This window comes from Acidovorax sp. DMC1, from assembly GCF_056314325.1.
Genome location: NZ_JBQUYO010000008.1, coordinates 157701 through 174786 on the forward strand (window position 1 = coordinate 157701; position 17086 = coordinate 174786).

Here is a 17086-nt window from a genome sequence, read left to right on the forward strand (position 1 = left end):
GCCGCGCCCTCAGCCGATGCGGGCGTCGGCCTGGGGTGCGTTCAAGGCGTCTCCACCGCGAAGTCCAGGCCCGCATTCGCTTGCAGCCGCGCGATGAGCCGGTCGCCCATCGCCGGGGCGGTGGTCCAGATGCCGCCAGGCGTTTCCGTGGCTTCCTGCAGCAGGCACACGGCCGCTTCGGTGATCATCTTGGAGGTGGAGCCGTAGCCCGGGTCACGGTCGCCCTTCACGCCCACGCGCAGGGTGCGGCCTGCGTCGTCGGTGCCCAAAAAAAGCACGTCGTAAAAGCCGTTCTCGCGCTCCTCGCGCGAAGGGCCTTCGCCCGGCTTGGGGCCTTTGTCCGAGCCCAGCGACTTGTCGCCCGCCACCGCATTGGCGATGGCCTCGCCCTTTTCGCCGGGGCCGGTGATGAGCATTTCGTCATAGACAAAGTCGGTGCCGTAGGCGTGCTGCAGCAGGAAGTTGGAGCGGTGTACGTTGCGCGTGTTGATGGCGGCCATCACGAAAGGTGCGACCCACACCCCATCGCCCAATGCTTCGTCCACCATGGGCTTGTTGCCCGAGGGCTGGCGTGGGCCTTCAAAACCGGGGGTGAGCGAGAAGGGGTTTTTCAGCAGGTCCAGCACGCCGGGCTGACTGGCAGCGGCCGCCATGGTGGCCTTGAGGCTCGCGGCCGTGCCGCCGGAGAAGGTGCCCTTCATCTTGCGCACCCGGCCGCGCACGCGGGGCGCCGGGTGGCCGAAGCGGTGGCGGAATTCCTTTTGCAGCAGGAACACGCCCAGGTCGAACGGAATGGAGTCGAACCCGCACGAGAACACGATGCGCGCGCCGCTGGCTTTGGCGGCGGCTTCGTGCGCGTCAATCATCTGGCGCATCCAGGCGGGCTCGCCGCACAGGTCCACATAGTCCACCCCGGCCTTTGCGCAGGCGGCCACCAGTTCGTTGCCATACAGCTGGTACGGGCCCACCGTGGTCAGCACGAGGCGCGTGGCGTCCATCAGCGCCTGCAGGCTGGCGGGGTTGCTGGTGTCGGTCACGACCAGCGGGGTGTCGGCCGGGGCGCCCACTTCGTCGCGCACGGCGGCGAGTTTGTCGGCATTGCGGCCCCCCATGGCCCAGCGCAGGCCGCTGCCGGCGGGGTAGCGTTGCAGCAGGTACTCGACCACCAGGCGGCCGGTGAAGCCGGTGGCGCCGTGGACGACGAGGTCAAAAGGTTTGGTCATGGTGGGAGCTCCGTCCGTCAAAAGTGCAAGGTCCTGGGGCAGGCAGAAGCTGCCTTGCCCGGAGAGGCCGCCATTCTCTGTGGCCCTGCCTGCTGCCTCTGTCGCGCAGGTGCATGGCGAGGGCCGCGTAGGGCCTGAACAACGGCTTGCTCCCCATTTTCTGAGAAAAAGTATCGCAAAACGATACCGGTTGGCCTGCCGGTGGCCACTGTTACGGTTCAATGCAGACACGCAAGTTACGTCTGGGCACCATTCGCTCCGTGTTCAACCAACGCCCTTCGGGCACCACAGCAATGTCTTCTTCTCCCATCGTTGTTCAGCGTGACACCAAGGCCTGGCAGCTGCAGGTGTGGGTCTCGTTCGGCATCGCGGTTTTTCTGTGCGCCGTGGGCCTGGCATGGTTGCCCGGCGAGCAACTGGAGCAGGCGTTCATGGTGATGGGCTACGTGTTCTGCCTCTCGGCCGCGTTTGTGCTGGCCAAGTTTGTGCGGGACAACGAAAGCGCTTCGCGCCGTGGCGGTGGCGACACCCCCATGTGGAAGCTGGTGGTGTGGGGTGGCTTTGCGGTGGCCATGGGCCTGACAGGCTGGGGCCTGCTGAGCATGGACATCAACGTGACCTACAAGGCGTTTCTGGGCGTGAGCTGGCTGTACCTCATCACCACCGCCTTCACGCTGGCCAAGATGCTGCGCGACCGCCATGAGGCCGACCTGCTCGAAGCCCGCCTGCAAGGCCGCCGCGAAGCGGCCCAAGTTGCCGCCCAGAACAGCAGCGCGAACTGATCGCACCCGGTGGGCACAGGTGGCAACCCGCCACCCTTCTGGACGAGTTTCTTTCTGGTTCTTTCTGGTCTTTCGACCCGGTCTGTCCCGCACCTGGGGTGTGTGGGCGGGCCGTACCCTGAGGAGTGAATGATGATGAATGCCGTGTTTTCTTCGTGGGGCTCTGCGGCGCGCCTGCCCCGCGCCCTGCTGGCGGCCGGTGTGGTGTGTGCGGCCCTGGTGGCCGCTGCACCGGCCCGGGCGCAGAGCGAGGCTTCTGCCGCGCTGTCGATGTTGCCGGTGGCCTCGGTGGTGGGCACAGCGTCGGTGGCCTCGGCGGCCGCCGGTGCGGTGGTGACAGTGCCGGCGGCGCTGTCGGTGGGCGGCGCGGTGCTGACGGTGCGGGCGGTGGAAGCCTCGGCCGTGGGTACGGTGTATTTGCTGGAGCGCGCCTCGGACGGCGCCCAGGTCAGTGTGGAGGTGGTCGGCCGCGGTGTGGCGGGCTCGGCCTACGCGGTGGGCACAGTGGTCACCTGCAGCGTGATCGGTACGGGCGTGATCTTGTCGGCGGCGGGCGAGGCCATTGCCTTCGTACCCAATGCCATTGGCCGCGCTTTGTTGCACAACGAGCGGCTATGAGGAGTAGCACGATGGTGAAAGCCCTGAACCTTGGCCGCGACCCCGCGCAGCGCATCCCTGCCGTGGTGGGCATGGTGTTATTCGCAGGGGTCGCGCTGCTGGCAGCCACCCCGGCCCACGCGGGCCGCTCGTGCGAATCGCGCAAGCCCGTGCCGCCGCAGGTGATCGAGCGCGGCATGAAGCTGGCCGAGCAGACGTTGGCCGCGCTCGATGCCGAGCACGCCAAGTCGGGCGTGCAGGTGGTGGCCCTGGCCCGTGCGGGGCAGGACCTCTCCAAATACGGCCTGCGCTATTCGCACTTTGGCTGGGCCTACAAGACGGCCGAAGGCCCCTGGCGCGTGGCGCACAAGCTCAACGAATGTGGCACAGCCGTGGGCCACCTGTATCGCCAGGGCCTGGGCGAGTTCTTTCTGGACGACCTGTGGCGCTACGAGGCCGTGTACGCAGTGCCCACGCCCGAGGTGCAGCAGCGCCTGCTGGCGGTGCTGCAGGACAAGGGCCGCACCAAGACGCTGCAGCACCTGCCCTACAGCATGGTCAGCTACGCGTGGGGGCGCAAATACCAGCAGTCCAACCAGTGGGCGCTGGAGACCCTGGCGATGGCCATGGAGCCCGCCACCGTGCGCTCGCGCGACCAGGCGCAGGCTTGGCTGCAGTTCAAGGGCTACGAGCCCACGACTCTCAGGCTGGGGCCGCTCACGCGCATGGGCGGGCGGGTCGGGTCGGCCAACATTGCGTTTGACGACCATCCGAACGAAAAGCGGTTCTCGGACCGCATCGAGACCGTGACCGTTGACTCGGTGCTGGCCTGGATGCAGCGCACCCAGCTGGCAGCCGCACCGGTGGTGCTGGCGATCAAAAATTGAATCAAAATGCCAGCAGGCGCAATCAATATATGCGCTAGCAGCTATAAAAAGAAGAGCATTTGCCGGTGCGCTACCGCGCGCACCCAACCCGGCGCACAGCGCCACCGAGGAGAAGAACATGAGCAAGTCCCTGAGACTGTCCGAAAAATGGTTCCGTCGTGGCCTGTGGCTGGTAGCGCTGGTGTTTGCCAGCTTCCTCATCGGGCTGGGCGGCACCATCGTGGGCGATCTGCCCAAGGTCGAGACCCCGCTGCGGGTGGACGACTTTCTGGACAAGGCCGCTGCCGACAAGCTGCGCGCCGAGGTCAAAACGGCGCGCCAGGCCGAGCAGGACGCGCAGACCGCGCTGGAGCAGGCCCAGCTGCAGCGCAGCAAGGTGCGCAGCGAGGTGCAGGCTGAGCGGGAGAGCTTCAACAACTGGCTGTCCACGCGCAGCGCCACGCAGCGCGCCGACCAGGACCCCGAGGTGATCGCGCGCACCCAGGCGCTCGATGCCCTCAAGCTGGTGGAGCGCAAGGCCCAGCAGGCGGTGGAGACGCAGCAGCAGGCCGCACTCGATGCCCGGCAGGCGGCAGCCGCCCGGCAGGAGCAGCTCAACCAGATGGAGTCTGACGGCTATGTGAAGCTCGCGGCCGAGCGCCGCAAGGTCGAGCTGCGCGTGTTCCTGTACCGCCTGGCCCTCACGCTGCCGCTGCTGGCCGCCGCCGGCTGGCTGTTCGTCAAGAAGCGCAAGAGCACCTACTGGCCGTTTGTGTGGGGCTTCATCTTCTTTGCGCTGTTTGCCTTCTTTGTGGAGCTGGTGCCCTACCTGCCCAGCTACGGCGGCTACGTGCGCTACGTGGTGGGCATTGCCGTGACGGCCGTGGTGGGGCGCTACGCCATCCAGGCGCTCAACCGCTACCTGGAGCGCCAGAAGCTGGCCGAGGCCCTGCCCGACCAGGAGCGCCGCAAGGAGCTGAGCTATGACGTGGCCCTGGCCCGCCTGGCCAAGAGCGTGTGCCCCGGCTGCGAGCGGCCCGTGGACCTGAAGAACGAGAAGATCGACTTTTGCCCGCACTGCGGCATCGGCCTGTTCGACCACTGCGGCCACTGCAACACCCGCAAGAGCGCGTTTGCACGGTTTTGCCACGCCTGCGGCACCGGGGCGGGTGTGAAGCTGGCGCAGGAGTGAGGCAGGCCGCGGTGCGGCCAATGCGGGGCTTGGCCTAGCCCACCATCACCCGGTTGCGCCCCTCGGCCTTCGCGCGGTACAGCGCCGTGTCGGCGGCCAGCAGCAGGGTGTCCATATCGGCCTCTGCGCCCAGTGTGGCGCTGTGCACCAGGCCGATGCTGACGGTGGCCCGCTGGGGGCCGCCCAGCGTCGCGTCCAGCGCCTGCCGTTCCACGGCGCTGCGCACCCGTTCGGCAATGGCCTGGGCCTCGGTGGGGGACACGCCGGGCAGCACGGCGGCAAACTCTTCGCCCCCCATGCGGCCCAGCACGTCGTCGGCGCGCAGTGCGCGCGCCATGGTCTGCGCAATGCTGACCAGCAGCCGGTCGCCTGCGCCGTGTCCATGCTGGTCGTTCACCTGTTTGAAGTGGTCCACGTCCACCATCATCACCGCCAGCCCGGTGGATTCGCGCTGGTAGCGCTCCAGCAGGCGATCGCCTTGTTTGAGCAGTGCGCGGCGTGCCAGCACGCCTGTCAGGTCGTCATGGCGCACGGCATGGTGCAGGCGGCGCAGGGCCTCGGCGCGTGCCGCGCTGGCGCAGGCCACGGCCAGGGGCCCCAAGGCCAGCAGCGTGACGCCCACACGCAGCGAGAACACATCGCCCGCATGGGCCGGCGTGAAATTGAGCACACCCGTGGCCACACCCGCCATGGTCCACAGGCACACCACCAGCGACAGCAGGCTGGAGGTGAAGGCGCTGTAGCTCAGCGCACACCACAGCAGCCCCGGCACGACAAAAGCCAGCATGCCGGGCCCGCCGATGAGCGTGCGGATGCCCTCGGCCAGCACCAGCGAACTGACGGGTGCGACGCGCCAGAACAGGGGGGTGTCCTGGGTGTGCGAGGGGGGATCTGCCGCGCGCGGTGCGGCCAGCACCACGGGCACGATGAGCATGTAGTTCATCAGCTCGGTGCTGAACCACAGCGACAGCAGGTCCGTCCACGGGGAGTCGAAATACACCGGTGCCGCGCCGCAGCCTGCCAGCGCACCCACCGCGCTGGCCGCCAGGGCTGCCAGCAGCAGATACAGCGCCGCCACAGTGCGCTGCAGCCGCAGGATGCGCTCGTCCAGCCCCCGCAGCACCAGCCAGCCGGCAGTGGCGCCCAGCAGGTTGGCGGCATTGAGCCACAGGGCCATGCCCCAGGCACTGCCGGTGACCAGGTCGGCCGCCACATAGCCCACTGCGGCCGCCGCCCAGGCGGGCGGCCGCGCAAGATGCGGGTAGCGCACCAGCAGCCCCAGCAGCAGTGCATTGGCAGGCCAGAACGCCGACAAAAAGCCGATGGGCCGCGCAAAGATGCCCACCAGGCAGGCGGCAAAGATCAGCAGCGCGAGACCTGCCCAGCCCACGGGCGGGGGGACGGTCCGGGCAGGGGCAAAAAGGCGGGGCAGGGCGGGCGGCATGTGGGCTGCGGATGCGTGCGAGGGGGGCGTGCAGGGGCGTGTGCGGGGGCGTATGGCCCCCGGTGTCAGGGCATGCCCAGTAGCAGGGCCACCAATTCGCCGGTGCTGGTGGCGCCCAGCTTGCGCATGATCCGCCCCCGGTGGGCCTCCACCGTGCGGTGGCTGATGTTCAGGTGGCGGGCAATCTGTTTGCTGGTGGCGCCGGTCACGATGTGCTGGGCCACCTCGCGCTCGCGCACCGTGAGCGGCGTGCTGACCACGCGGCGGTGCGAGATGTCTTCAAACATCCACACTGCCCGCGCAAACGGTTGGGCGCGGTCCAGCGCCCGGCCCACCACATGGCACCAGAACAGGGTGCCGTCGCGGCGGCGCATGACGCGCTCGTCGCTGTAGCTGCCGGTGTCCATCATGGCGGGCAGGCCCAGGTTGCCGGTGTGGGTGAATTCGTCCAGCGACGGATACAGCGGCGCCAGCGGCTGGTCCAGCAGCTCGGCCTGTTCATAACCAAACATGCGGGCAAAGGCTTCGTTGCAGATCTCGATGTGGCGCTCGCGCGTGACGCACATGCCCACGGGGGCGAGGTTGAACGCCAGTTCCAGCGCTTCATTCAACGGGGCTTGGTGGGCGGCAGGCATGGGGCGGGATTGTGCGGCAGGTGGGGCTCAGGTCTTGCGCCCAGCGGCCACCACCACGCGGTTGCGGCCTGCATGTTTGGCGTCGTACAGCGCCTGGTCGGCCGCGGCCAGCCATTCGGCCCAGCTCCCGCCGCCAGAGGTCACGCAGACCATGCCGATGCTCATGGTCACAGAGATGTCCTCCCCGGCTTCGGTGAGGCGGATGCTCTGCACCGCGCGGCACAGGCGCTTGGCCACGGCGGCTGCGTGCTCGGCCTGGCATCGGGCAGGTACACCAGAAACTCTTCACCGCCCCAGCGGGCCAGCAGGTCCGACCCCCGCAACTCGCCGCCCAGGGCCTCGGCCGCTGCGCGCAGCACGCGGTCGCCCGCTGCATGGCCAAAGCGGTCGTTGATGTGCTTGAAATGGTCCAGGTCCAGTTGGGCGATGGCGCTGCCCACCGGCAGCTGCGTCGGCAGCATGGACATGAGCCAGCGGCGGTTGCCGATGCCGGTGAGCGTGTCGGTCTGGGCCACCTTTTGCAGCCGCACCTCGGCCCGCTCGTTGGACAAGGACGACACCATGAGTGCAACGCCAAAGTGGCAGAACATCTGTGCGTAGAACGCCCGGGCAAAACCGACCGGGCTGGTGGCGTGCGTGGCGATGAGAAACAGCTGCAGTGCAAACAGACCGGCGCTGGTCAGCAACAGCCCGGCCAGCAGCCCGCGTGAGGGCAGGGGCTCGGTGTGGCGGTCGCGCCAGACCTCGTGGGCGGCCGCCGCCAGCGCCAGCGCGGCCGTCAGGTGGAAGGCGCCCGCGCGCAGCAGGTTGTCGAGCGGAAACTGCGTGGCAATGCCCAGCGCCAGCCAGCCGCCCGGCACTGCCACCAGCAGCGGCAGGGGCACCCGCCGGCGCCCGCTCAGGGTCCGCACACTGGCCCAGAACAGCACATAGCCCAGCGTGCCCAGCAGCAGGCTGGTGTGCGTCCACAGCCACTGGGGCAGCACTTTGTACTCGCCCTGGCCCGCCAGCTCGGCGCCGACGGCCAAAAGCAGGTAGGCCGCCGCCAGCGGCCGCAGTCCTTGCGGGCGGCATGAATGCCGGCTGACATGAAAGATGCTCAGCGCGCCGGCCACCAGGGCGGTCTTGTAGAGCAAGAGGACGGTGGGGAGATCAAGCTGTAAACCCATGGCGCTGCGTGGCAGTGGTGTGGTGGCAGTGGGGCGGATCAGATCGGGAGTGCCCAGTCCCCGTATGGTGACCGAAAGCGGTGACAGGTGACAGATGCTAGATGTCAGCGCGGCGCAGGGTGGAATCCGAGGGCGGTCCTCAGCGCTGGCGCCACCGCTTCTTCCACTGCCGCTGGATCACCCGCGCCACGCGCCAGGCCCATGATGCGCGGGCCCGCTCCAGCACGGCATGCTTGAGCTGCATCCAGTGCGCATGGGTCCAGGCAAACCAGCGCAGTTGCATCAGCGCAGGTTGCGTGAGGGTGAACAGCCGCGCCACCACCGCCGTGCCCACCACCTTGGCCAGCACGATCACCAGCATGCCCAGCACCACATGCCCGCGCCCGATGGCCCAGAGCGCCAGCAGCTTGATGGGCAGCAGCATGGCAGTGGGCAGCGCAAACAGGGCCACCGCCGCCCAGGGTGGCAGGGCGCGTACCCAGCCCTCCACCCAGCGCAGGCCCGGCCAGCGGCCGATGCGCGCCAGCAGGCGCTGCAATGGCTCCCACCCCCATTCCTCGAAGAGGATCAGCAGGGCGAGCAGGCCGCTGCCCAGGCCCGTGAGCAGGCGCCAAGGCCAGCGCAGCAGCTGTCGAAAGAGATTTCGAATGATTTTGCCCTCAAGCAGATGCGATGCAAGCGCAGGCAGCTATCAAAATTGTAGTAATTGTGAGAGGGGTGCATGGCGACGTACCCGTGCGTGCCCGCAGCATACCGCTGGCGGGTAGCAGGTTGGCGCAGGTGGGGGCTGCGCAGGCTTCGGTGCTGCGCTCCGATGTATCGCGGGTGCTTTCCCTGCGCATCTTCCAAGGCAGTTGTGTGGCCAAGGTCGGGTAGCGCGCCACAACTGGCTTTGGCCCAGCGGCCCAGACCCCGTTTGCACAGAGGCGCGCGTAAAAAAGTATCCGCTCGCGATACCCAAGGCCTTATGCCGCGCCACCGGCGCACAAATCTGGCGTTTGCATCGCCCGCTGGCGGAACCATCCGGGCACAAGCATGTGCTTGGGTCACAAGGAGCCTTATGGGCTTGTTGTCTTCTTTCGATTCTTTGTCCCCCTTCGGTCGCCGTGCCGGGGCCGGTGTGTTGGTATTCGCTGTAGCGGCGGCCCTCAGTGGGTGCTATGTGGCGCCCATCCAGCCCGCACCTGTCGTGGTGCATGCTCCGGCTGCCGTGGCGCCCCCCATGCCGGTCACGCTGTCCGTGCGTCTGTACCCGGCCAACGAACAGGCCAGTGCGCTGGGTGTGGTGCATGCGGTGGTGACCAATGACCTGCATGGCCGCGGCACCTTCCAGGCCAACATCCAGGGCGAGAACTTTGTGGGTGAGGCCACACGCAAGGCGGGCTCATCGCGCGAGGGCCTGGCCAATGGCGCCGGCACGCGGGGTGGCTACCTAAGCTGTCAGTATTCGATGAACTCGCTGTCGCTGGGCACCGGCTCGTGCCGCCTCTCCAGTGGCGCGCTGTTCACGATGCACATAGGCAGCTGACGCGCATCCTCATGGGCTGGGCTGCCCGGTGGCTGCCACATCGGTCGCCAGGTGGACGCCCTTGAGGTGTCCCACGTACTGCAGCGCCTGCTTGATCTGCACCGACGGTACATCGCCTTCGCGCACGTGCAGCAGGTCGGCCGGGCTGATCAGCAGCGAGGAGGCGTCGGTGAGAGGCAGATGGGCTGCGCGGTAGGTCTCCAGTACCAGCTGGGAGCAGAAGAACCGGTCGTTGCGCGCGGCACCCAGCTGCACGGCGGCGATGCCGCGAATGCAGGCGTCGCGCACGACGCCTGGCACGAGCGGCAGCTCGCAAACCTTGCGTTGCAGCGTGAACGGCGCCTGCAGCACGATGCCGGTGGTGTTGTACTTCTTGCCGTCCTGCGCTTGCGCAAAGCTGCGCATCGCCGCAACCTGCGCGGGCGTCAGGTCGGGCTGGCGAAAGGCAACGATGGTGGCCTCGTCGGCCATGAATTGCGTCGTGCTGCCCGTGCGCACGCCCGATCCCACCGCCTCGATGATCTGGTCGTCGCCCAGGTAGAGCGCAGCATGGCTCACGGGCGACAGGGTGATGGCCCGGATGCCCAGCGAGTTGATGCCACGGGTGGCCGACAGGATGATGTCCCCGGCGCGCAGGTCCTGGCTGCTGATCAACTGGCCGCCATTGGTGGGCGAGAGCAGCGTGCTGTTTTGCAACTGCAGCGATGGCAGGCCGTTGTCAGCGTCTTGGGCAATGCGCGTCGCGCAGCCGCTGGTCGTCGCCACCGCAGCAATGACAGCGCACAGTGCGGCGCGGCTTCGGAGGCTCAAGCCGCGACCACGCGACGGTGTTGCCAGGGGAGGGCGTGGTGCCATGCTGGGGCCGGTCGGCGGTGATGAAGGCCAGCTCACACGCCGCGCGCCCGGTCGGCCTTGAACTGCGCGCGGAACTGGGCGAAGGTGCCCGCTTCCAGCGACTCGCGCACCTCGCGCATCAGGTTCAGGTAGTAGTGCAGGTTGTGCACGGTGGTGAGCATGGGGCCCAGCATCTCGCCGCAGCGGTCCAGGTGGTGCAGGTAAGCACGACTGAAGCCTTCGCGCCCGCCATCGTTCCACGATACGCCCGAGCTGCCCGCGCAGGCGTAGCAGGTGCAGCTGGTGTCCATGGGTTGGTGGTCGGCCTTGTGGCGGGCGTTGCGGATCTTCAGGTCGCCAAAGCGCGTGAACATCGTGCCGTTGCGCGCGTTGCGGGTGGGCATCACACAGTCGAACATGTCTACGCCGTCGGCCACGCCCTGCACCAGGTCCTCGGGCGTGCCCACGCCCATCAGATAGCGCGGCTTGTGCGCGGGCAGGCGGTGGGGCGTGTGGGCCATGATGTCCAGCATCTCGTCCTTGGGCTCGCCCACGCTCACGCCGCCCACGGCGTAGCCGGGGAAGTCCATCTCCACCAGCGCATCGAGCGACTCTTGCCGCAGGTTCTTGTACATGCCGCCCTGCACGATGCCGAAGAGCGCGTTGGGGTTGTTCAGGCGGTGGAACTCGTCCTGGCTGCGCTTGGCCCAGCGCAGGCTCATCTCCATGCTCTTGCGCGCCTCGGCCTCGGTGGTCTTGTGGCCCTTGGTTTCGTACGGCGTGCACTCGTCGAGCTGCATCACGATGTCGGAGTTGAGCGTGGTCTGGATCTGCATGCTCACCTCGGGCGACATGAAGAGCTTGTCGCCGTTGACGGGGCTGGCAAAGGTCACGCCTTCTTCGGTGATCTTGCGCATGGCGCCCAGGCTCCAGACCTGGAAGCCACCCGAGTCGGTGAGGATGGGCTTGTCCCACTTTTCAAAGCCGTGCAGGCCGCCAAAGCTCTGCATCACGTCAAGCCCCGGGCGCATCCACAGGTGGAAGGTGTTGCCCAGGATGATCTGTGCGCCCATGTCGTGAAGGCTGCGCGGCATCACGCCCTTGACGGTGCCATAGGTGCCCACAGGCATGAAGATGGGGGTCTGCACCACGCCATGATTGAGCGTGAGCTGGCCACGGCGTGCGTGGCTGGAGGGGTCGGTTTTGAGGAGTTCGAACTGCAGCATGATGGGCCGCATTGTCCCAGACAGGCTGAAAGAGCCCTGCCTGACATGGCGCAAGGGCATAGGCTGGCGCTGGGCGATGGCGTGGCTACACTGGTCTGCACTGACTCACTCAAGGAGAACACCATGCTCAAGATCCTCATCGCAGTGGATGGCTCTGAACTCTCCCTGGACGGCGTGCACCACGCGCTGACCCTGGTGCGCCAGGGCCTGCAGGCCACCATGGTGCTGGCCAATGTGCAGGAGCCCGCCACGCTGTACGAGCTGGTCACCACGCGCGACCCCGACCTGATCGCCGCCGCCAGCCTGGAGGCGGGCGAGCACCTGATGGCACCGGCCCGCGCGCTGCTCGATGCCGCCGGTGTGGCTTACGAAACCGATGTGGGGGTGGGCGATGTGGCGCACACCCTGGTGGACATGATCGAGCGTTCAGGCTGCGACATGGTCATCATCGGCGCCAAGGGCCAGGGCGCCATCACCAGTGCGCTGCTGGGTTCCGTGTCGCACGAGGTGGCGCACGCCAGCCCCGTGCCGGTGACCATCGTCAAACACGCCGAGGTGCTGGAGGGCGTGGACAGCGACGTGGCCGAGGACGCCGAGGTCTGAGGCCCTGAAGCGTTTCGGCCCCCCAAAACGACCAGGGCCGCTGTGTGCGGCCCTGATGGGGAACGGGATGAAAAGGCGTCGGGCTCAGGCCGCCTTGCGGAATGGCTCGGCCGCCGGGCGCTGCAGCTTGCCGTGGGGCAGCGTGGCCAGGCGGGAGAACATGCGGCGCACATAGCCGCGCACCCACAGGCATTTGTTGAGTTCGTCCACCGGCAGCGGGCCTGACACAACCACGATGTCATTGGCCACATCCTGCGCCCCGGCCGCGCGCAGGCGTCGGCGCGTGTTGTTGGCCCACGACTGGATGCGCGTGGGGCTGCCATGCTGGTGCACCTCGCCCGTGTGCTTGTCGAACGCAATGGCCACGGTGTCGGTCTTGAGCTTGAAGCGGCGTTCACCCGTGACGGCGCTGGGCGCCTCGCGCATGTCATACAGGTAATAGCTGCCTGCCTTGAGCTGGTATTGCATGTCCATGGGTGTGTTCCTCTTTGTCGGCATTGTCGAGGGGCACGCTGCAGGCAATGGCAGGTAAAACGGTGGGAAAGGGGCTCTTTTTGAACGCCTCTCACTGAGGGCCACGCCGGTTTCTGTGCGCGTGACATTGTGGCCGCACGTCGGCGCCATCCAGAGAAACTTGAGGAGGATGTCGTAACGAGTTGTGAGCGCGGCATTTGGCCCGTCTGGCTCCCGGCTGCGCTCGGCATTTCTACCGGAGGAGGTGTACGCAACTGGCGCTGCCTAAGCCAGTGCAGCCAAGCAAGGGCCGCCCCGCCGCGAGGGCTGCGTCCCCCTTCCCGAACGGCGCAGCCGTTCGAGAGAAGGGGTGAAGGCGCTCAGCGCCTCAGGGGGATGTACCTGATTAAAAATCCACCAGACTCAACCCCACGCTGAACACAGTGCGCTTGCGGTTGTAGTCGATCATGCTGTCGCCGTAGCCGCTGAACAGAGAGGTGTGCAGGCGCAGGTTGCTCTTGCTGCCAAACAGGCCGGTACCCAGGGCCTGCAGCCACTCCACGCGCACCGAGCCCCGGTCGCTGCTGGCCAGCGTGTGGCGCACGGTGGCGCCCAGGGTGTTGTCCTTGTTCACGTTCCACAGCAGCGACAGCTCGCCCCGGCCGATGTAGTCGCTGATGCCCGGGTTGTCGTCGCTGCCCGCGCTTTCGGGGATGCGCTTCCAGATACGGGCGTTCACGCTGAAGCGGTTGTCCAACTCGATGCCGGTCATCAGGTACGCGCGGTTCCAGCTGCGCGACAGGGGTTTGCTCTGGCCGTTGGACTGGTGCACCAGGCCGATGCCGCTGTAGCGCCACTTCCAGCCAAACGGCAGCTGCGCCGTGGTGGGGTACACGTACATCAGCTCGGGCTCGTGGTCGGTGGCGCGGAAGGGGCGCGAGATCTCCGGCGTGAACAGCTGCCAGTACGACTGCTGCGTGTAGCCAAACCACAGCGAGTCCTTGAGCGTGGGGTGGCCCTGGGTCAGCATGCCCTGGGCGATCTTGGTACGCACGGACAGCTGGATGCGGTTTTCAGTGCGGCGGTACGGCGTGGAGTCGGTGGCCGAGTTGCCGTCGGCATCCGACGTGGGCTGGCGGTTCACGCTGCTCGATGCCACCACCGACACCGTGATCGGGCGGTAGCCGCGGAAGCTGAACGTGCCGCAGTCGGTGCCCGTCTCCAGCTCCCAGAAGCGGGAGAGGTCGCTGTACTGCGGGTCGCGGCAGCCTTCAGTGCGCGCCACGTCGATGATGCGCGTGGCGGGCAGCGTGGCGTCCACCGGGGGTGGCACGGCCGACGAAGACGTTGCGCCGCTGGCGTTGGCTGATGCCGCTGGGGCTTGCCACGCCTGCCCACCCGCAGGAGCTGCCTGCGCCTGCTCGGCCGCCCAGGCATCAAAGCAGGCCAGGCGCGCCTGGTTGTCGCTGGACAGGGCGGTGCAGCGCCGCAGGGCGGCTTCGGTCCCCGCCGCTGCGCTAGTGGCTGGGGCTGATTGCGCCAGCGCCGCGCCGGCCGGGGCCAGGGCGGCCAGCAGCAGGGCCAGCGAGCGGTGCCGATGGGGCGCAGCGGGCACGCGCGTTACGGCGCTCATTGCCAGGCCGCCTGTTTGCGCAGCACAAACGGTGCCGACGGCGTGGTGGGGGTGGGGTGGGCGTTGTTCCATGTTCCGCGTATTTCCTTGCCGCAACTTCCATCGACCACCTGGCCTGTCCAGGTGGCGCTGATGTTGGTGCCGTTGATCGATTCTTCCAGGGTCAGGTCGCCGCCATCGACGTCACCACTGACCTGGGCCGTGGTGCCGCCGCGCACCACGGTGCCACGCACGCTCTGTGCCAGCTCGGGGTGCGGGCCTAGTTGCAGCGTGGCCGTGGTGGGCTGGTCCCCCGGCGCAGGGGCCTGCAGCTCGGCGCGCCACTGGCCCTGCAGGTGTTGGTGGTCCATGTCTGCCGCCGTCGGGCATGCCGACGCGGATTGTGGGACTTTTTGGCCGATGGCGCTTGTAGGACAAGCGCTGATAGCTATCAAAAGCGCAGCAATGCTCCAGGCGCTGCGGCCACGAGGCAGGGCCGAGCATGGATGGGGATACGTGCTGGGGTGTTTTGCCATGGTGCGTGTGCGCTCTCAGGCGGTGGGCGCCGGGTTGGCGGCCGCAGCGGCGTTGGCCGCCGTGGTGGCCTGGGCCTTGGCTGCAAACTCGGCGCGCAGGGCCTTGAGCTTTTCGCGCGGGTCTTCGCGGGCGGTGGTCTTGTCCAGGCCCATTTCGGCGATGAAGCGGCTGGGCTGTGCGGCCACCATTTCGCGGCCCTTCTTGCGGCGCTTGGTCCAGCTCACGGCCAAGGTGCGCTGGGCGCGGGTGATGCCCACATACATCAGGCGGCGCTCTTCCTGCAGGCGCTGCAGCACGTCGTCGGTCACCTTCTGCTGGCGGCCTTCGTCGTCGTCCAGCTTGAAGGGCAGCATGCCTTCGGTCACGCCCACCAGCACCACATGCGGCCACTCCAGCCCCTTGCTGGCGTGCAGGGTCGAAAGCGTGACCATGTCCTGCTCCTGCTCGCGCTCGCTGATGGTGGAGAGCAGCGCAATGGTCTGCGAAACTTCCAGCAAGCTCTTGGTCTCCTTGGCCACCACGGCGCCTGCGGTGTCGTCAATCTGCCCGCCCGCGCGCTGGGCCATCCAGTCGCAGAACTCCATCACGTTGCTCCAGCGGGCGGCGGCCACCTTCTCGCTGTCTTCGTTGTCGTACAGGTGCTGCTCGTAGCCGATTTCCTTGAGCCATTCGTTCAGAAAGGCGCGGGCGTCTTCGGCGCCGACGGTGCGGCGGGCGCTGTACTCCAGGTAGTTGATGTAGCGGCCAAACTCGTGCAGGCCGTCCATGGCGCGCTTGGGCACGGCGGCCGGCAGCATGCCGTTGAACAGCGCACCGAACATGCTCTGCTTGTGCTGCGTGGCAAACGCGCCCAGCGCCGCGAGCGTGGTGTGGCCAATGCCGCGCTTGGGTGTGGTGATGGCGCGCAGGAACGCCGGGTCGTCGTCGTTGTTGATCCACAGACGGAACCAGGCGCACAGGTCCTTGATTTCCGCCCGGTCAAAAAAGCTGGTGCCGCCCGAGACCTTGTACGGAATGTTGGCCTTGCGCAGCGCCTTTTCAAACGGCTTGGCCTGGTGGTTGGCGCGGTACAGGATGGCAAAGCTCTTCCAGTCCGGCGGCGGGTTGCTGGCGGCGCGCAGGCTCTGGATGCGGGCTACGGCGCGCTCGGCTTCGTGCTCCTCGTTGTCGGCATCGACCACGCGCACCGGCTCGCCTTCGCCCAGCTCGCTGAACAGCGTTTTGGGGAACAGCTTGGGGTTGGGGCCGATCACGTTGTTGGCGGCGCGCAGGATGGCGCTTGTGGAGCGGTAGTTCTGCTCCAGCTTGATGACCTTGAGGTGGGGGTAGTCCACCGGCAGTTTCTTGAGGTTGTCCAGCGTGGCGCCACGCCAGCCGTAGATGGACTGGTCATCGTCGCCCACGGCCGTGAAGTGCCCTTTTTCGCCCACCAGCAGCTTGAGCAGCTCGTACTGCGTGGCGTTGGTGTCCTGGTATTCGTCCACCAGCACATGGCCCAGCGCCGCCTGCCACTTGGCGCGCACTTCGGGGAAGTCGCGCAGCAGGCGCAGCGGCATGCCGATCAGGTCGTCAAAGTCCACGCTCTGGTAGGCCGCCAGGCGCTCTTCATAGCGCGCCATCAGCGTGGCGATGATGCGTTCGTTGTCGTCCGCCGCCTGGGCCAGGGCCTGTTCGGAGGTCAGGCCCATGTTCTTCCACTTGCTGATCACCCACTGCCACTGGCGCGCCGTGGCCATGTCGGTGGTGCCGCCCGAGGCTTCCTTCAGGATGCCTGTGACGTCGTCAGCGTCGAGGATGCTGAACTGGGGCTTGAGGCCCAGCACATGGCCGTCTTCGCGCACCATGCGCACGCCCAGCGCGTGGAAGGTGCAGATCAGCACATCCTTGGCACGCCGGCCGATCAGGTGGCCCGCGCGCTCGCGCATTTCAGACGCCGCCTTGTTCGTGAAGGTGATGGCCGCGATGCGCTTGGGGTCCATGCCTTTTTCGATCATGTGGGCGATCTTCATGGTGATCACCCGCGTCTTGCCCGAGCCAGCCCCTGCCAGGACGAGGCAGGCCCCGTCGGTGTAGTGAACGGCCTGGAGCTGGGCGAGATTGAGACCGGCAGACATGGAGGAGAAGGAACTTGCAGAAAGAGGCGAAGGGGGAACTGGACAGGCGCGGGGCGGTGGGTGCCACGGGCGTGGGGTGCACGCCGAAGGGACGTGCAGCGCAAGGGCGCAATGATACCGGCGTACCCCCCGGCATGCCCTGGTCGCCCACGCGCGACCGGTGCCTGACGGTCGGCTGACAGGAGCGCCCCGCAGCCCATGGGGCAGGCCCTGTGCTCCGGGAAACCCCGCTAGGGGCTTTGTTTTCACAATTTGATACTGGTTGGCGAGT

The 17086-nt window shown here is 67.4% G+C and carries 16 protein-coding genes and 1 pseudogene; 6 read left to right on the forward strand and 11 right to left on the reverse strand.

Translation table 11 applies throughout. The annotated features are described in order from the left end of the window. Positions 1–41: 41 nt before the first annotated feature. Entirely contained in the window at positions 42–1223 is a 1182-nt protein-coding gene (locus ACT531_RS17010; RefSeq protein WP_476018179.1) for a saccharopine dehydrogenase family protein, read from the reverse strand. Positions 1224–1516: 293 nt separating this feature from the next. Between ACT531_RS17010 and ACT531_RS17015 the strand changes: the two genes are divergently transcribed. The 4 genes from ACT531_RS17015 to ACT531_RS17030 all read left to right on the forward strand — a co-directional run bounded on the left by ACT531_RS17015 (position 1517) and on the right by ACT531_RS17030 (position 4660). Beyond that, complete coding sequence (locus tag ACT531_RS17015; RefSeq protein ID WP_476018180.1) at positions 1517–2005, forward strand: YiaA/YiaB family inner membrane protein; 489 nt, start codon at positions 1517–1519, stop codon at positions 2003–2005. 132 nt (positions 2006–2137) lie between these two features. Further along, complete coding sequence (locus ACT531_RS17020) at positions 2138–2623, forward strand: hypothetical protein (RefSeq protein WP_476018181.1); 486 nt, start codon at positions 2138–2140, stop codon at positions 2621–2623. Positions 2624–2694: 71 nt separating this feature from the next. Next, a complete protein-coding gene (locus ACT531_RS17025; protein ID WP_476018250.1) occupies positions 2695–3489 on the forward strand; it encodes a DUF2145 domain-containing protein in 795 nt (264 codons plus the stop codon). Positions 3490–3607: 118 nt separating this feature from the next. Further along, positions 3608–4660, forward strand: coding sequence for a zinc ribbon domain-containing protein (locus ACT531_RS17030; protein ID WP_056065517.1), 1053 nt, complete (start codon positions 3608–3610; stop codon positions 4658–4660). A 34-nt stretch (positions 4661–4694) separates the two neighbouring features. On the opposite strand, the gene ACT531_RS17035 is transcribed toward ACT531_RS17030, so the two are convergent. The 4 genes and pseudogenes from ACT531_RS17035 to ACT531_RS17050 form a co-directional block, all read right to left on the reverse strand. Continuing rightward, complete coding sequence (locus tag ACT531_RS17035; protein WP_476018182.1) at positions 4695–6050, reverse strand: GGDEF domain-containing protein; 1356 nt, start codon at positions 6048–6050, stop codon at positions 4695–4697. A gap of 119 nt (positions 6051–6169) precedes the next feature. Next, positions 6170–6739: a PAS and helix-turn-helix domain-containing protein gene (locus tag ACT531_RS17040; protein ID WP_121941150.1), complete on the reverse strand. Its 570-nt coding sequence runs from the start codon at positions 6737–6739 to the stop codon at positions 6170–6172. A 27-nt stretch (positions 6740–6766) separates the two neighbouring features. Then, positions 6767–7908, reverse strand: a pseudogene (locus ACT531_RS17045) (GGDEF domain-containing protein). A gap of 139 nt (positions 7909–8047) precedes the next feature. Further along, the gene (locus ACT531_RS17050; protein WP_476018183.1) at positions 8048–8446 is read right to left on the reverse strand and encodes a hypothetical protein; all 399 of its coding nucleotides are present in this window, start codon (positions 8444–8446) and stop codon (positions 8048–8050) included. 522 nt (positions 8447–8968) lie between these two features. Between ACT531_RS17050 and ACT531_RS17055 the strand changes: the two genes are divergently transcribed. Next, positions 8969–9436: a hypothetical protein gene (locus tag ACT531_RS17055; RefSeq protein WP_296338873.1), complete on the forward strand. Its 468-nt coding sequence runs from the start codon at positions 8969–8971 to the stop codon at positions 9434–9436. Positions 9437–9445: 9 nt separating this feature from the next. On the opposite strand, the gene ACT531_RS17060 is transcribed toward ACT531_RS17055, so the two are convergent. Both ACT531_RS17060 and tgt read right to left on the reverse strand, forming a co-directional pair. Beyond that, complete coding sequence (locus ACT531_RS17060) at positions 9446–10246, reverse strand: YiiX/YebB-like N1pC/P60 family cysteine hydrolase (RefSeq protein WP_476018184.1); 801 nt, start codon at positions 10244–10246, stop codon at positions 9446–9448. 77 nt (positions 10247–10323) lie between these two features. Further along, positions 10324–11496 carry a tRNA guanosine(34) transglycosylase Tgt gene (gene tgt / locus ACT531_RS17065; RefSeq protein WP_476018185.1) on the reverse strand — a complete coding sequence of 391 codons (1173 nt, stop codon included), beginning with the start codon at positions 11494–11496 and terminating at the stop codon, positions 10324–10326. Between the two features lie 123 nt (positions 11497–11619). Here tgt and ACT531_RS17070 point away from each other — a divergent pair, with 123 nt between their 5' ends. Beyond that, positions 11620–12099 (forward strand): universal stress protein, encoded by a 480-nt coding sequence (locus tag ACT531_RS17070; RefSeq protein ID WP_476018186.1) that lies wholly within the window; start codon positions 11620–11622, stop codon positions 12097–12099. 84 nt (positions 12100–12183) lie between these two features. Here the strand turns inward: ACT531_RS17070 and ACT531_RS17075 are convergent, their stop codons facing one another. The 4 genes from ACT531_RS17075 to ACT531_RS17090 form a co-directional block, all read right to left on the reverse strand. Then, complete coding sequence (locus ACT531_RS17075; protein WP_008903515.1) at positions 12184–12573, reverse strand: hypothetical protein; 390 nt, start codon at positions 12571–12573, stop codon at positions 12184–12186. Positions 12574–12958: 385 nt separating this feature from the next. Then, a complete protein-coding gene (locus ACT531_RS17080) occupies positions 12959–14185 on the reverse strand; it encodes a phospholipase A (RefSeq protein WP_291444195.1) in 1227 nt (408 codons plus the stop codon). Then, entirely contained in the window at positions 14182–14535 is a 354-nt protein-coding gene (locus ACT531_RS17085) for a hypothetical protein (protein ID WP_238990895.1), read from the reverse strand. The genes ACT531_RS17080 and ACT531_RS17085 overlap by 4 nt, the downstream gene beginning before the upstream one ends. A 180-nt stretch (positions 14536–14715) precedes the next feature. Next, entirely contained in the window at positions 14716–16815 is a 2100-nt protein-coding gene (locus tag ACT531_RS17090) for an ATP-dependent helicase (protein ID WP_015015965.1), read from the reverse strand. Positions 16816–17086: the final 271 nt, after the last annotated feature.

Coding starts and splice junctions, on each gene's coding strand:
- ACT531_RS17020 (WP_476018181.1), top strand. CDS start 2,138: ATGATGAATGCCGTGTTTTCTTCGTGGGGCTCTGCGGCGCGCCTGCCC.
- ACT531_RS17030 (WP_056065517.1), top strand. CDS start 3,608: ATGAGCAAGTCCCTGAGACTGTCCGAAAAATGGTTCCGTCGTGGCCTG.
- tgt (WP_476018185.1), bottom strand. CDS start 11,496: ATGCTGCAGTTCGAACTCCTCAAAACCGACCCCTCCAGCCACGCACGC.
- ACT531_RS17085 (WP_238990895.1), bottom strand. CDS start 14,535: ATGGACCACCAACACCTGCAGGGCCAGTGGCGCGCCGAGCTGCAGGCC.
- ACT531_RS17040 (WP_121941150.1), bottom strand. CDS start 6,739: ATGCCTGCCGCCCACCAAGCCCCGTTGAATGAAGCGCTGGAACTGGCG.
- ACT531_RS17070 (WP_476018186.1), top strand. CDS start 11,620: ATGCTCAAGATCCTCATCGCAGTGGATGGCTCTGAACTCTCCCTGGAC.
- ACT531_RS17090 (WP_015015965.1), bottom strand. CDS start 16,815: ATGTCTGCCGGTCTCAATCTCGCCCAGCTCCAGGCCGTTCACTACACC.
- ACT531_RS17015 (WP_476018180.1), top strand. CDS start 1,517: ATGTCTTCTTCTCCCATCGTTGTTCAGCGTGACACCAAGGCCTGGCAG.
- ACT531_RS17080 (WP_291444195.1), bottom strand. CDS start 14,185: ATGAGCGCCGTAACGCGCGTGCCCGCTGCGCCCCATCGGCACCGCTCG.
- ACT531_RS17010 (WP_476018179.1), bottom strand. CDS start 1,223: ATGACCAAACCTTTTGACCTCGTCGTCCACGGCGCCACCGGCTTCACC.
- ACT531_RS17025 (WP_476018250.1), top strand. CDS start 2,695: ATGGTGTTATTCGCAGGGGTCGCGCTGCTGGCAGCCACCCCGGCCCAC.
- ACT531_RS17075 (WP_008903515.1), bottom strand. CDS start 12,573: ATGGACATGCAATACCAGCTCAAGGCAGGCAGCTATTACCTGTATGAC.
- ACT531_RS17055 (WP_296338873.1), top strand. CDS start 8,969: ATGGGCTTGTTGTCTTCTTTCGATTCTTTGTCCCCCTTCGGTCGCCGT.